This window comes from Sphingobacterium sp. UBA6645 (assembly GCF_002455685.1).
Lineage (GTDB): Bacteria > Bacteroidota > Bacteroidia > Sphingobacteriales > Sphingobacteriaceae > Sphingobacterium > Sphingobacterium hotanense.
Map to the genome: position 1 here is coordinate 1 of NZ_DKLH01000054.1, position 15,592 is coordinate 15,592.

At 40.1% G+C, this 15,592-nt stretch carries 12 protein-coding genes; 8 read left to right on the top strand and 4 right to left on the bottom strand.

Annotation, left to right across the window (positions count from 1 at the left end; all coding sequences use genetic code 11):
- Positions 1 to 520 precede the first annotated feature (520 nt).
- Positions 521 to 1,225 carry a prolyl oligopeptidase family serine peptidase gene (locus tag B2400_RS10785; RefSeq protein WP_286652129.1) on the bottom strand — a complete coding sequence of 235 codons (705 nt, stop codon included), beginning with the start codon at positions 1,223 to 1,225 and terminating at the stop codon, positions 521 to 523.
- A gap of 198 nt (positions 1,226 to 1,423) precedes the next feature.
- Here B2400_RS10785 and B2400_RS10790 point away from each other — a divergent pair, with 198 nt between their 5' ends.
- The 4 genes from B2400_RS10790 (at position 1,424) to B2400_RS10805 (ending at position 6,479) form a co-directional block, all read left to right on the top strand.
- Positions 1,424 to 1,822 carry a c-type cytochrome gene (locus tag B2400_RS10790; RefSeq protein ID WP_149526196.1) on the top strand — a complete coding sequence of 133 codons (399 nt, stop codon included), beginning with the start codon at positions 1,424 to 1,426 and terminating at the stop codon, positions 1,820 to 1,822.
- Between the two features lie 51 nt (positions 1,823 to 1,873).
- Positions 1,874 to 2,107 (top strand): SelT/SelW/SelH family protein, encoded by a 234-nt coding sequence (locus B2400_RS10795; protein ID WP_375542880.1) that lies wholly within the window; start codon positions 1,874 to 1,876, stop codon positions 2,105 to 2,107.
- Between the two features lie 101 nt (positions 2,108 to 2,208).
- Positions 2,209 to 3,435 carry a metallophosphoesterase family protein gene (locus B2400_RS10800; RefSeq protein ID WP_293933278.1) on the top strand — a complete coding sequence of 409 codons (1,227 nt, stop codon included), beginning with the start codon at positions 2,209 to 2,211 and terminating at the stop codon, positions 3,433 to 3,435.
- A 2-nt stretch (positions 3,436 to 3,437) separates the two neighbouring features.
- A complete protein-coding gene (locus B2400_RS10805) occupies positions 3,438 to 6,479 on the top strand; it encodes an SbcC/MukB-like Walker B domain-containing protein (RefSeq protein WP_293933279.1) in 3,042 nt (1,013 codons plus the stop codon).
- Positions 6,480 to 6,586: 107 nt separating this feature from the next.
- Here the strand turns inward: B2400_RS10805 and B2400_RS10810 are convergent, their stop codons facing one another.
- Positions 6,587 to 7,102, bottom strand: a complete 516-nt coding sequence (locus B2400_RS10810) for a hypothetical protein (RefSeq protein WP_293933281.1) — start codon at positions 7,100 to 7,102, stop codon at positions 6,587 to 6,589.
- A 253-nt stretch (positions 7,103 to 7,355) separates the two neighbouring features.
- Positions 7,356 to 9,245, bottom strand: coding sequence for a molecular chaperone HtpG (gene htpG, locus B2400_RS10815; protein WP_293933283.1), 1,890 nt, complete (start codon positions 9,243 to 9,245; stop codon positions 7,356 to 7,358).
- 153 nt (positions 9,246 to 9,398) lie between these two features.
- Between htpG and B2400_RS10820 the strand changes: the two genes are divergently transcribed.
- The 4 genes from B2400_RS10820 to smc all read left to right on the top strand — a co-directional run bounded on the left by B2400_RS10820 (position 9,399) and on the right by smc (position 14,937).
- A complete protein-coding gene (locus tag B2400_RS10820) occupies positions 9,399 to 9,968 on the top strand; it encodes a suppressor of fused domain protein (protein ID WP_293933285.1) in 570 nt (189 codons plus the stop codon).
- Between the two features lie 95 nt (positions 9,969 to 10,063).
- Positions 10,064 to 10,750, top strand: coding sequence for a DUF4397 domain-containing protein (locus B2400_RS10825; protein WP_293933287.1), 687 nt, complete (start codon positions 10,064 to 10,066; stop codon positions 10,748 to 10,750).
- A gap of 81 nt (positions 10,751 to 10,831) precedes the next feature.
- A complete protein-coding gene (locus tag B2400_RS10830) occupies positions 10,832 to 11,308 on the top strand; it encodes a DUF6882 domain-containing protein (RefSeq protein WP_293933289.1) in 477 nt (158 codons plus the stop codon).
- Positions 11,309 to 11,391: 83 nt separating this feature from the next.
- Positions 11,392 to 14,937 (top strand): chromosome segregation protein SMC, encoded by a 3,546-nt coding sequence (gene smc / locus B2400_RS10835; RefSeq protein ID WP_293933291.1) that lies wholly within the window; start codon positions 11,392 to 11,394, stop codon positions 14,935 to 14,937.
- 405 nt (positions 14,938 to 15,342) lie between these two features.
- Here the strand turns inward: smc and B2400_RS10840 are convergent, their stop codons facing one another.
- On the bottom strand, positions 15,343 to 15,525 hold the full coding sequence (locus B2400_RS10840) for a hypothetical protein (RefSeq protein WP_149526206.1): 183 nt from the start codon (positions 15,523 to 15,525) through the stop codon (positions 15,343 to 15,345).
- Positions 15,526 to 15,592 lie beyond the last annotated feature (67 nt).

Below are 15,592 nucleotides of genomic sequence, written 5' to 3' on the forward strand. Positions count from 1 at the left end.
TTCAACCCTTAATTCGCATTAGTAGTTAGTAGTTAGTAGTTAGACCTAGGGCGGCCAAATAGATTTTAGACATTAGACATCAGATTTTAGACCCGATCCTGCCAATCTTTAAATCCTTCCTTTCTTGGTTCAGACTAGACATTAGATATCAGACACTAGATTTTAGACCCGATCCTGCCAATCTTTAAATCTTTCCTTTCTTGGTTCAGACTAGACATTAGATATCAGACACTAGATTTTAGACCCGATCCTGCCAATCTTTAAATCCTTCCTTGCCTGGTTCAGACTAGACATTAGATATCAGACACTAGATTTTAGACCCGATCCTGCGAATCCTTAAACTCTTCCTTTCTTGGCTCAAAACTAGACATCATACTCTAACGGCTAATATCTAACATCTATTATCTAATACAACTCCTAAATATTAGATACTATTCAAACCCTATGTAAACCCAATACAAACCCCTTTCAGAGCCGCTCGGAAAGGGCTATGATATGGGTTTGAATGGGGTTAAGAAGGCTACGAACCCTTTGAATGTCTGAACATGAAATCATATATCTTTTCGCCATGGAAAAGGCGCTCTAGGCTACCATGCGTTCCGCCGGGGATGATGGTTAGGGTCGCATCTGCGTTCTTATCGCATTTCTTGATTGCGTTGTATATTTTTTTGGATTCGGATGCTGGCACTGCGCGATCGGCACTTCCGTGCTGAATCCATAATGGAACTTGCGTTAGATTGCAGGCATAACTTAATGTTCCTCCGCCGCAGATCGCTACAGCAGCTGCGATACGGTCCGGATATTTACCGGCAACATCCATGGTGCCGTATCCGCCCATGCTCATTCCACAAACATAAATACGCTCTTTATCAACGGGGTAATCCTTCTCTACCTTATCCAATACTTCCATTACTTTATCCGGATCCCAACCGTTGGCTGTTTGTGGGGCAACGACAATTGCGTCAAGGTCCTTCCCTCTTTCGATTGCACGCAAGACCCCGTAACGCTTAACGCGAGACAAGTCATGCCCAGAGAGGCTACGGCCATGTAGGAAGATAATTACCGGAACTTTTTCTTTTTTAGCTACCTCCTTTGGCATACGAACCCAGTATGAGTATCCTGATTTTTCGTTATACGCTTTCAACTGTGCAAAGGAAGAGTAACACACACTAAACACCAATAAAGCGGTTAAAAAGATAGATCTTTTGATTTTTTTGTTTCCCATAGTCGTTTCTTGGTAGATGTAATTCTATCAGCTTCAAAATGAAATCGATAAAAAACAGCCTCGAAAGTAAAACTTTATCTTCTATCTTCAAAACATGACGTTTACTAGAAACTGAATTTCAATAGGTTATAATTTCCATGACATTTCTATTACATTTCTCAATTTTATTGCTATATTAGATGTACTAAAACACATATCATGAAGAACAAAATTATCACCCTGTGCACCCTATTTGGGTTAATAGCCGGATTAAGTGCTTTTAATTACCAGCAAGAAGAAAAACGCCCGACGAATTTGAAGGTTCTTCCGAAGAATATTTCGAATGAGGAACTGGATAAAACAATGAAATCATTCAATATGGCTCTAGGTGTTAAATGTAATCATTGTCATGCTCCAAAAGCCAACGGTGAAAAAGGTTTAGATTTTGCATCTGACGCTAAGCAAGAAAAACACATTGCGAGGGAGATGATAAAAATGACCAATAAAATTAACAAGAAATGGTTCAAACATGAATATGATGGTGTCATTCCGAACATCTCTTGTAACACTTGTCACAACGGCAAAACAGACGCGTATACTGTAATCAAAGAAAAATAAAGAGAATTGAAACCAACAATCCGCATAGAATATTGTCCTAAATGTGGTTGGATGCTTCGAGCTGCTTACATGGCTCAAGAGCTGCTGACCACATTTACGGATGATGTTTATGGTATCACACTTCAGCCAAGCGAAATAAGCGGCCGTTACACAATTTACGTGGATAATGAGCTTGTCTTTGACCGAAAAAGAGAAGGAAGATTTCCCGAAATCAAAGAACTTAAACAATTGGTTCGCAATAAGGTAAACCCTGAAAAGTTCTTAGGTCACTCCGACTCCAAGTAAGCTACCCACCTTACTTTACCTCCTATTCTTTCACATTTATTAACCATCTGCATCCTAAAAATTCAGTAATTTTAGCCATCACCTTTACAAATTACTTTTAGATGCGCATATTACACACTGCAGATTGGCATTTAGGCAAACGACTAGATTTCTATTCGCGATTGGAAGAACAACGCGAAGTATTAGCAGAGATTTGTACGATAGCCGACACGGAAGAAGTTGATTTAGTTATCGTGGCAGGTGATCTTTTCGACACCTTCAACCCGCCTGTAGAAGCAACAGAGCTGTTATACAAGACTTTAAAGCAATTATCGAAGAACGGCAAACGCCCGGTTATTGCGATTGCGGGGAATCATGATTCGCCGGATCGCATCGATTCGCCAGATCCTTTAGCTCGAGAATGCGGAATCTTTTTCTTTGGTTATCCAAACCAAGAAACGCGCCCTTTGGCAGTAGAAAATGGTTTTGAAATCCTTCGTTCTGATAAAGGATTTGTTGAAATAAAACTGCCAAAGTATTATTATCCAATACGAATATTGAGCACGCCTTTCGCCAATGAGATTAGATTGAAGCAGTTTCTTGGCTTTGACGATAAAGCAGCACAGTTGCACGATTCTTTAAAACAGAGCTGGACAGACTTGGCAATGCAGTATTGCGATGGATACGGGGTTAATGTATTGACTAGCCATCTCTATATGCTAAAGCGCGGTGGCGAAATTTTAGAAGAACCGGAAGGCGAAAAGCCGCTTCGCTTAGGCTATGCGGATTTAGTGTACTCCGATGCTATCCCTAGCCAAATTCAATATACGGCATTAGGTCATTTACATAAATTCCATGAGATTGGGCAAGGCACGGCTCCTGTGATCTATCCAAGCAGCCCGCTCTGCTATTCTTTTTCGGAAGCAGGTCAGCAAAAACAAGTGGTCATTGTCGACATCGAACCCAAAGGAAATGCGCAATACCGAAACGTACCTTTGGAAAAAGGGAAACCCTTATTCAGAAAGCGATTCAATGATATCGATGAAGCCATTGTTTGGCTGCATGATAACCAACACGCATTGGTCGAGTTAACATTGGAGAGCGATACCTACATCTCTGCAGTTGATTTAAAGCGAATACATGAGAGCCATGATGGCATCATTCATATTATCCCTGTGATATCTAAGCAAGCCAATATAGCGACTTGCAAACAAAGCGTGAACCTAGATCAGGATATCAAAGACTTGTTCAAAGACTATTTCAAATCGAAATATGGGCAAGAGCCCAACACCGAGCTTTTGGATTTATTTGATGAAGTCAGTACAAACACCTTAGAAAAAGAAGATTAAGTATGCTGCCACTATATCTCAGTATAGAAGGACTATACTCCTATCAAGAAAAACAAGAAATAGATTTTACTCAACTGACCGAATCGGGTCTATTTGGCATATTCGGAACCGTTGGGTCTGGAAAGTCCTCCATTCTGGAGGCGATAAGTTTCGCCCTATTCGGTGATACAGAGAGGTTGAATAAAACCGATAAGCGGGCTTATAATATGATGAACCTGAAGTCCAATCAAACACTGATTGTATTTGAGTTCCTCAATTTTGAGAATAAGAAATATCGTTTCGTAGCCCAGTGGAAACGTCGTAAGAATTTTGAAGACACGACGACGATTGAACGTACTGCTTATGAGTGGAAAGATGAGAATTGGATCCCCATGGACTCTGCTGATGGTGCAAAGGTGACCAACCTTTCCTATTCCAATTTCCGAAGAACGATTATCATCCCGCAAGGACAGTTCAAAGAGTTCTTAGAGCTTAAGGGTAAAGACCGTTCAGAAATGATGAAGGAGATTTTTTACCTTAATAAGTTTGACTTGGGTCCTAAAGTGGGGATGCTGCAAGCACAAAACAATCGTAAGCTAGAGAATATGCGAGGGGCACTTTCCGGATTCGAAAGTATTTCTGCCGAAGCCTTGAGCTTAAAAAAGAAAGAAGTAGAGGAAGCAAAAGAAAGCCTGGAAATAACCAAACAGGGATATCAGGAACTCTTGCAGAAAGTCCAATCCCTACAGGAGTATAAGGACAAGCAAAACGAACTGCAATCGAAGTCTAGCCAATATCAGGAACTATCGAGCAAGAAAGAAAAGGTAAAGCAACAAGAGGAAGAACTTAATCGTTATGAGAAGACTTCCAATGCTTTCCGCGAACCGTTGAATCAAATTCAATCGCTAAATATCGATCGTGAATCGCTTATTCATAAAATAGAGAACTTTCAAGCTAGCAAAGAGCGTCAATCGCAAGAGATTGATGTATTAGAGAAAGAAATCCAACATATTCAAAAGGATTATTTAGGAATAAATACGCTTCGTGCAAAAGCTGAAGACTACAAACACCTCCTCCAGATAAAAGAGAACGATAAAAAAGAAATTGAGTTGCAGCATCGTTTAACGAAGGGTGATCCGATTGTCATTAAAGCGAAGGCTACAGAAGATATTGTTACCAACAAACTTGCTGAACTAGAGAAACAGCTGGAAATATTGAAAGCTGAGAAGATCGATACAACGCAGCTAATTGATATGGAAAAATGGTATCAGCGTAAGGAAAGTCTACAGCAACAAGAGAAGCAGCTGCAAGAGCAGCTTCTGGCTGCCCAAGCGCAAATAGCAGAAGAGCTTTCGATCATTACCTCTGCAGGATATCTGGAAACTAATTGGGAGCAAATGTTGAGCAATGAGCTTAATCTGATCGAGCAACAGATGTTGAAGCAGCGCGATCAGGAAACTCACTTAAAGGTACAGGCTCGTCTGGCTGGATTTGCGAATGATTTGCAGAATGGACTGCCCTGCCCTCTTTGCGGTGCGTTGGACCATCCTCAACCTATGCAATCTGCGCATGTAAATGAAGAACTTGACTCAAATGAGCGCGTAAAGAATGAGCTAGAGCAAAGCAAGCGTGATTTCTTGCAGGTGAGGGACAAACTGACGAAGTGCAATGTCGCGTTAATTGGCAAAAGAAATTCAGAGTCGCAATTGCTAAAAACGCTCGAGCAGTTGCAAGACTCTCTAGCTGCGCATATTGCGACGTTCGAATGGACAGGATATTCAACGGAAGATAGCAGCGCGTTCGAAGCACAAAAACAGAAGTTGAAGCTGAATGAAGAACAGTCTTCAAATCTTGAACTTCAGATTAAGCAGCAGCGCGAAGAGTTGCAGCGAACGCAGGCAAGTATCAGCAGATTTGAAAAAGAATTGGATAGCATCCGCAATGAAATGGCTATCGTGCAGGGATTGAGCATTCATAACAAGGGCCTACTGCAGCAAATACAATGGGAAGAGTTCAAAGATATTGCTATCGATGAGATCAGACATGACAAGCTAACTCTCGATAACCGTATTATTTATATTGAGAGCACGTATCTTCAGCTAACGCAAAAAATAAATACGTTTAAGACAAAGCTTGCGGAGATCGTTGGGCAGTATAATACTTCCAAAGAACAACTGAGCATTTATAATCAGCAAATCAAATCGCGTCAAGAGCAATTGGCGAAACTATTGAAGGAGTTCCAGTTCAACGATATTACGGAGGTACAACAGATAATTAGGCGTTCTATTCCTGTAGAGCAATATAGGCAAGAAATACAGCAGTTCTATATCCGTTTGGAGGTTTTAGAATCGCAAATTGCTTCCTTGAACGAGTATTTATCCAGCAAGGCGTTTACGGACGAGGAGCTTGAAACAACAGCAGATCTATTTGCACTGAAGAAGGAAGAGTTAGAATTACAGCTCGCTTTAACGGGTGCTCTAGAAAAGGAACTCTCATTTATAACGGTCGAGTTTGGCAAGAAAGAAAAATTATTGGAGGAGTTTGAAAAACTGTCGAACAGAGGGAGTAACCTGAAGACATTGGAGAATCTGTTTAAAGGAAATGGTTTCGTGAATTATATTTCCAGCATTCATTTGAGACAAATGTGCGAAATGGCAAATCATCGTTTCCATCGCCTAACGAGAAATCAATTAAGTCTGACGGTTAATGAAAACAATGAGTTCGAAGTGATTGATTACTTAAATGACGGTCATCGTCGTTCAGTGAAAACGCTTTCCGGAGGTCAGTCATTCCAAGCATCCCTATGTCTGGCATTGGCGCTAGCCGAGAATATTCAATCGCTGAATAAAGCGGATCGTAACTTCTTCTTTATCGATGAGGGTTTTGGAACGCAGGATGCCGACAGTATCAATACGGTATTTGATACATTACAGTATTTACATCAGGAAAACCGCGTAGTAGGTATCATATCGCACGTTGAGGAGCTGAAAGAACGTATTCCGAGCTCGATTACGATCGTAAAAGATCATGAAAAAGGTAGTCGCGTTTCGCATTCTATCAACTAAATTCATTAAAATATGAAAGGCCCCGCATCACTGCGGGACCTTCATCAATTAAACATATAACCACTAACTAATATATAACCTTTAAAACTTAACGTTTTAATTATGAACTATACTTTGTCAGTTGACTCATCTGTAGTTTCAACAGGTTTAAAGTTGCCTTTTCCTCCTTTGCGGTGTTCTTTTCGTGGCGACTTTTCAAAACGTTGTTTTCTTTCAGCCAACTTATTTTTATAAATTTCTTTCTGCTCCGCTGTCAAAAGATTCTCAAATGCCTGGCGGTCGGCTTTCATTTCATTCATACGAGCCTGACGCTCCGCCTTACGAGCTTCAGCTTTCGCCTTCCACTCCTGCGCTTGGGTTAAATGGTAAGCATAAACATCTTTTTTCTGCTTATCCGTAAATTTCAACTCTTTATCTAAGCGATCCGTTTTAGCCTGCGCAATTTCTTCTGCTGTTTTATTCATGATAGCACCATGACGTTTCATATGCATACGACCTTTGCGTTCTTGGCGAACTTCTTTCGTTTTCGGATCTTTGTTATCGATTTCTGTATTTGTACTTTGTGCGTATGTAAGACCTGTTAATCCAGCCATAAATACTGCCATGCTTAATAACTTTTTCATAGGAACGATATTTTAATTGTTCAACTTATATTCTTTTGATATTCTTTAATCTCAATAGTTTAATTGACAATTGTTAAAAGCTGTTAAATTAAATATAGTACCTGCAGGTAGAGCTTTTTTCATTGTCTTTGTATGGATAAGAGTGGAAATTGGGCTGATAAGTTTAATGCCGGGGAAGTTAAAAAGTGTTAAGTAAAAAAAGCCGCCTGTCAGAAACAGGCGGCTTTTGTTTTATAGAGACTAAATCTAGCTTTTAGATCATCTCAACGCTACGTTTAACAAAAGCAGTTAAGTCTGCTCCGGTCAATAAGCCTCTTGACAATAATGCTAAATCAAAAGCTTGCTTCGCTAATTTTTCGCCGTCCTCTTCAGAGGCGTCTACGATGCGTTTCACCAATGGGTGGTTTCCATTGACAGTAACTTTGTAGTTATCAGGCAAGTTGCCGTAGAAGCCCATACCTCCACCTGTTTTCGCCATATCTTTCATACGACGCATGAACTCGTCTAAAGTCACCGATACAGGAAGATCGTTTTCATTTAAAGCATCCACTTCCACCTTCATATCCGCTCTAGAGATTGCTTTTTCAAACGTCTCACTAACCTTTTTGCTTTGCTCTTCAGATAGACTCAGTTCAATCTTCTCGTCTTTTTCGATCAGTTTATCGATGATATCGGCATCCACACGTTTCAGTTGCACCTTCTCTCCTCCTTTTTGTTCAAGGAATCCTGCGAAGTGTGTATCTAATGGACCATTCAGATTCAATACATCATAACCCTTTGCCAAGGCTGGAGCAATGAAACTATCTTGTTGTGCCTTGTCATTGGTGTACAAGTAAACGATATTTCCATTTTTGTCTACTTGGATATCTTTTACCTTCTCATAGAACTCTTTGATGGTATAAGAAGCATCCTGTGTATCCTGCAATAAACAGAAATCTATCGCCTTCTCTGCGAATTTCTCATCGCTTAGCATACCGTATTTAATGAAAAGACCGATATCATTCCATTTCTCTTCAAAGCCTTTGCGATCTGATTTAAAGATCTCCTGCAGCTTATCAGCAACCTTTTTAGTGATGTAGTTATTGATCTTCTTCACATTGCTATCCGCCTGTAAGAAAGAACGCGATACGTTCAATGGAATATCCGGAGAGTCAATCACCCCATGTAATAGCATTAAGAACTCTGGAACGATATCTTTTACCTCGTCGGTAATAAATACTTGTCTAGAATATAATTTGATCTTGTTGCGCTGAATCTCTAAATCGTTCTTGATCTTAGGGAAGTACAAAATACCCGTCAAATTGAACGGATAATCTACATTTAAGTGAATCCAGAACAAAGGTTCGTCCATCGCATATGGATATAACTCACGATAGAAATCTAAATAATCCTGATCAGTTAATTCCGATGGCGATTTCGTCCAAGCTGGATTTGTATTGTTGATGATATTATCGACTTCAACAGTCTTGTATTTTGGTTTTCCCTCTTCGTCTTCTCCGTCAGGTTCCTGAGTAGACTTCGTTCCGAAACGAATTGGAATTGGTAAAAACTTCGCATACTTATCTAAAATCTCCTGGATTCTAGATTTGTTCAAGAACTCCGTAGAATCTTCGTTAATATGAAGGATAACATCCGTTCCGCGGGTAGTTCTGCTACCAGTTGAGATCTCATAGGTTGTACTACCATCACAAGTCCAGTGTGCCGGTTCAGCACCTTCTTGGTAAGATAGCGACTCAATCTCTACGCGATCAGCAACCATAAACGCTGAATAGAAGCCCAATCCAAAGCGACCAATGATTTCATTTGCGTCATTCGCCTCTTTAAACTTCTCCATGAACTCCGTTGCACCTGAAAAAGCAATCTGGTTAATATACTTCTTAATTTCCTCGGCAGTCATCCCGATACCATTATCTGAAATAGTAATCGTCTTTGCTGTTTCATCAAACTTAACATCTACAGTTAAATCCCCTACCTCACCAGCAAACTGACCTAAGGAACCTAGGCGTTTAATTTTTTGAGATGCATCAACCGCGTTTGAGACTAGCTCGCGTAAAAAGATCTCATTGTCCGAGTATAAAAACTTTTTGATTACCGGAAAAATGTTCTCGGTATGAATGGAAATTGTACCTTTTTCTTCTTGCATATGCTATATATGATTTATCGTTTTTTATTATAAATAATTCTCCGTTAGTGCATATCAATAGGCATTCCATTGTGTTTTTTAAGTCATTTTGACAGCTAAAACTGCAATTATTACATAAAACCCTAAATTTGCGTGTAAACAAGACTGAAGAGCATGCTTTTTAAGAAACCCGACTTTTTAAAATCTCCTATTGAACGCTATAGACAATCCATCGAAGAACGAATGCAGTCAAAGGCTCAGATTTTTAGGGAAAAGAGCGCACAGAAAAAACTCCTCTTTGTTTATACATTGGCATTCCCTCAAACTGAAGATCGCTTGATAACCGCATTTTCCTATGGCGTTTCCTTCGCCAGCCATCCTGAACGATTGCAGCAAGTGGAATTATGCCTACAGGTGGCATCCAATGAAATGGACTGGGTTCATATTGTCGGGTATTTAGCAAATCAACTTAGAACAGACTGCCCATTCAGAAAGGGAGAAATAATTAAGATTGGTCAACAAATTAGTCCTGATTCTGAGATGGATGCTTTTGTCGTTTCAGAAGTTCAGTTTCTTGACGATACCAGTTTAATTTATGACAGCAAGAAATCAAAAGGCATCGAGTTAGTTCAACTAATCCCGATTTATCAATCCGAGATTATTACCATTCAAAAGCTGGGAATAGAAAGTTTTCTCCAAGCCATCAAAACTCATCAACAGCAAGTTAATAGAAAGGCTATTTAATTTTTTTTTCATTGTATTGTAGCGTAATGATTGACGCTTCCGTATTGTTGTTGAACGTTCAAAAAAATGATTGACAGCAGAATAATATGAAAAACATGAAAAAGACGCATTTTTTAATCGTGATAGTGTTAGCCATCTTCACAATGAGTAGCTGTTTGAAAGATGATGCACAACCAACGCCACAAGCAATTGTAACTTTATTAAACTCATATCCAGACGCATCTGACGTTTACTACCAAATGGATGGACGTATAATCAATAATGTTAGCTTTCCATATAAGACATATACTTCATTTCGCGCTTTCCCAGGAAGCAAGCGTTTAGAGGTGATGAGCCGCATGGACAATAAGATGTTAATTGATACCACAATGAACTACGCAGATTCAACATTCTATACGGGCTATGTGTATGGTGCAGTTGGAAAACCAAAGTTCATCAGAACGACAGATTCGCCAGTTGAAAACTTAGGCGAAAAGGCTGCAGCACGCTTCGTACATCTTGGAAATGGAGTAGCAAAAGTTACATTCCAAATTGGAGATCAAGAAGTGCCAGCTTTTAAAGATCGCATACAGGAAAATAAAAACACCGTGTCGGAAGCACAGATATTCCGTCCGATTAATACAGGAACTTTCAAGGTTACTGCGAAAGATGAGCAAGGAAACATCCTTGCAGAGCGAGAAGACATCGTTTTCAAAAAAGGTCTATATTATACCTTTGCCCTAATGGGGACAAAAGGTGACTCGGAAAAGCCGCTATATATAGGGTATTTATCCGCAGAGTAAGGCAGCTTTACAATACATCCATAATTTGGAAGGCCCATATTTTATGGGCTTTTCTTATTTTTGCTATTGTAAACAAAAAACATGAACCTATCTAAACCACAAGTCGACGAGTCCTTTCGCGTGTTGCACAAAAAAGCACATGAGTTTGTTACGGATCAGCGTGAAATCCTAACAGAAGACTTCTCTTTTGGAGCTTATGATCAATACAGCTTAGACACAGAGAAATCCAATATTAGTTTTGTCAAAGATGGCGAAGAAGTCCTGAAAGCAGGATATCAAGCAGTTGGCTACTTGGATGAGAACAGTGGCTTATGGACTTGGCGTTGGGCTAATCCGGCAATATCATCAGTGGAAATGGAAGAGCTAGACATCATCAAAAACTATGGAGAATTCTTTAGTTATGGTTTGCTAACTCAGGCGGAATGGCCCGCAACAGAAGGCGACGCTTGGGCAGTCACCGCAATTGCTGCCTATCTTCGTGGCGGTAAAGGAATTTTCAAAATACAGATCGATGGCACGCCCCATTTTGTTTATTTCACGAAATTACTGACCACTTAGCATTCAGCAAAATGCGATACTTTCAACAATGGGCGAAATTCACTATTTTCGCAGGATATTTTTTTATACGGAAAACAGTTTAAATGCAGTTAACGAAGTTAGAAATCAAAGGATTTAAGAGTTTTGGTGACAAGGTTGTAATCAACTTCAATGAAGGCGTAACGGCCATTGTAGGTCCAAACGGATGTGGGAAATCTAATGTTGTTGATGCCATACGTTGGGTACTAGGGGAGCAAAGCACGCGTACATTGCGTTCAGAAAAGATGGAAAATATCATCTTCAACGGTACAAAGAACCGTAAAGCTGCCAATCTTGCTGAAGTATCCCTAACTTTTGACAATACTAAAAGTATACTCCCGACGGAATTCACGACGGTAACCATTACAAGAAAGCTATTCCGTACCGGCGAAAGTGAATATCGCTTAAATGATGTCAAATGTCGTTTGAAAGATATTACCGATCTATTCCTCGACACTGGAGTTGGTGCTGATACCTACTCGATCATCGAATTGAAGATGATTGATGAAATCATCGCCAATAAAGACAATTCGCGCCGAAACCTCATTGAAGAAGCTTCGGGTATATCAAAATATAAAGTCCGCAAAAAACAAACCTTAGCGAAGCTTAAGGACACGGAAGCTGACCTCTCCCGCGTTGATGATTTGATGTTCGAAATCAATAAGAATCTAAAGTCTTTAGAAAATCAAGCTAAGAAAGCCGATAAATACTTTGCCCTTAAAGAAGAATATCGCGAAGCGAGTATTGGACTTGCCTACTATCGTCTGGAGAACTTCCACAACGATCTAGAGCGCATTCAGGAGCAAGAAAACCAACAGAAGGACCAGCTACAGGAAACTGTAACACAGATTGCATCCAAAGAAACTGTTTTACAGACCCAAAAGAACCACATCCTTGCCAAAGAGAAAAACCTTGCGACGCAGCAAAAGATTACTCACGAGTATATCAACAAGATCCGCGCATTAGAATCAGATGAAAAACTGAAGAATGCGAAGATGATCCATTTACAGGAAAAGGAAACTCGTTTAAATAATGATATCGCAACTGATAAGCAACAACTCACTCAAATAGAGTACAGTGTAAAACGCTTGAACGAAGAGCTATTCGAAGAGCAGAACAAGCTTGATGATATCAAACAAGACTTAGAAAACAATAAACAAGAGGTCGAAGAGCTCCGCGGACAACAACAATCTGCAAAAGGAAAACTCGACAGCTTTACGAGGGATAATGCTGAACTACAGAACAATATCTACCGTTTAGAAAAAGACATTGCTGTCTTAGGTATCCAAAAAGACGCTTTAGAGCAAGAATCCTTACGTACTGCTAATGACGCTATCGCAAAAGAAGCTGAACTCAATCAGTTCAGTCTTGTGGTTGCAGAATTGGAAGAACGCGTCAATATCCAACAAGAACAGTTTGACGCTGCAATTCATACAGAAGAGCAATTACAGCAACAGATTCAACAGACGGAAGATAATATCCGTCAATATACGAGCGAACTTAACAGAGAATCTCGCGTTGTAGATGCGAAACAAAACGAATACAACCTTACGAAATCCCTTGTCGATAATCTCGAAGGATTCCCAGAGTCTATTCGATTCTTACGTAAGAATGCGGGCTGGAAGAAGCAATATCCCCTATTCTCGGATATCCTTTTCTGTAAGGAAGATTATCGAGTTGCTATCGAGAACTTCCTTGAGCCGATCATGAACCATTACGTAGTTGACCTGAAAGAGGATGCTGTAAAAGCAATCAACCTACTTAGTGATTCATCACGTGGTCGGGCGAACTTCTTCATCCTCGAAGCTGTAAAACAGCTTCCTGCAGCAGAACAAGCTAACAATGACGACAGCCGCCTGATATCGGCAATGGATGTCATATCGGTTGATGACAAGTTCAAGAGCTTATGCACTATCCTACTCGATGGCGTCTATCTTCTTAAGTCGGAAGATGACATCAGTCTAGAATCTGATTTACCGACTGATAATATCACTATACTTCATAAAGACGGTAAGTTTTCCAAAACAAAGCTAGGTCTTTCGGGCGGTTCGGTAGGCTTATTCGAAGGAAAACGCATCGGACGTGCAAAGAACTTAGAAATTCTTGCAAAAGAGATCAAAACGCTAAATCAGCGTATTCTTGAGTTACAAGAAAACCTACGCGTAGAAAACGAGAAGCTTATCCGCTTAAAGGGAGGTTCTCAACGAGTTTTCATTGAAGAACAACGTGTACAACTTAATCGCTTGACAAATGAGCTAGTTTCTGTTAAAACCAAACAGGAACAATACCAGACATTCATCAACAATAGTCAGAATAGAAAGCAGGATATTGAAACCAAGATCGCCTCTATCCTTGTCGAGCTTGAGAAAGCAGAACCTGAACTTCAGGACTTTAAACTGAAGGCTTCGACAAATCAAGATGAATTAGTTCTTCTGCAACAGCAATATCAAGATATTTCTGAAATCTTGACAGAAAGATCGGCTGTTTTTAACAATGCCAATATCAAGTTCCATCAGCAGCAAAGTAAGGTTTCTACCCTATTGAAAGACTTAGAATACCGTGAGCATCAAAAAGATACGTTGCTTGAACGTATCGAAAAGAACACGCAAGAATTCGATCAAGTGAAGAAAGAGATCATAGAATCTGTCAATAGCGGTTCTAAGGATGAAATCGATCTAGCAGCGATGTACGAGCAGAAGGAACTTTATGAGAAAGGACTTAAGGAAATAGAAGAAGAATTTTACGCAAGTCGCCAAGCAATAAACGATCTAGAAGAGAATATCGGTCAGTTGCGCCGCAACAAAGACATTGCAGATACCATCATCAACGAATATAAAGACAAGAAAACCTCCCTGCAGATCGAGCTAAACGCACTTAAGGAACGCTTATCGGTAGAGTTCAACATCGAGTTGCAAGACCTGTTAGAGCAGGAAGTTCCAGAAGATCGCCTTCCTTTTGAAGAACTACATACCAAATGCAATAAGTTGAAGAAGCAATTGGACGACTACGGCACGATCAACCCGATGGCAAAAGAAGCCTATGATGAGATGTTCGAACGCCATGGCTTTATTGACAAAGAGAAAACCGACCTCATGGATGCCAAGGCATCCCTACTGAGCACGATCTCAGAAATCGACCAATCGGCCAACGATAAATTTATGTACGCATTCACGACGGTGCGTGAAAACTTCGTGAAGGTATTCCGGTCGCTATTCAATGAAGAAGACTCTTGTGATATCGTTTTAAGCGACCCTAATAACCCGTTAGAGTCCGACATTGACATTATCGCAAGACCGAAAGGAAAACGTCCATTGTCAATCAATCAGCTCTCAGGCGGCGAGAAAACACTGACCTCCACTGCCCTACTATTTTCACTTTACCTATTGAAGCCAGCACCGTTCTGTATCTTCGATGAGGTTGATGCTCCATTAGATGATACGAACATCGACAAATTCAATAATATCATCCGAGAATTCTCGAACCAATCGCAGTTTATTGTGGTATCTCACAACAAACGCACCATCGCAAGTACCGATATCATCTATGGTGTAACCATGGTTGAGCAGGGCGTATCAAGAGTGGTAGCAGTTGATTTGAGGGATGTGGCGTAGTTAGATATTAGATGTAAGATTTTAGATATTAGATGTAAGATTTTAGATATTAGAGTATAGCGGTTAAGAACGGAATGATCCGTATTGTTTTGAACTAGCAATTGAAGGATACGTCTTGTTTTGAACCAGGAAAGGAAGGATATAAGGATTTACAGAATCCTGCTCATCTTTACATCCTTCCGTTCCTGGTTCAAAGAAAACACACTGAGCATCTTTTCATCCTTCCCTTCCTGGTTCAAAGACAACACACTGCTCATCCTAAAATCCTTCCTTTCCCCCTTCAGAAAAAAATCTCATACGCTCAAAACAACTCTTATATCTTAAAGAAACATGGCGACCATCTCTAGCCGCAATACTCTAATGTCTCACATCTAATATCTCACATCTAATATCTCACATCTAAACTTACTTCTTCCTATTCAGCCAGCCGGTCGAGTTAAAATAGTAGTAGCCATTCAAGCCCAGTAAGATCAACAAGCAGACTACCCCGATGATCTTATGGATAACCTCATTCCCAAGAAAAAAATAGATGGAAGTCAACAGTGCGAAAGCAGAGATCAGCAACAGTTGTATCTTATTGTAACTCATAGCAAACAATTGGTTTTACGATTTAAATATAACCAATACCCTATACAATCGAGTAGGAAGATAGGGA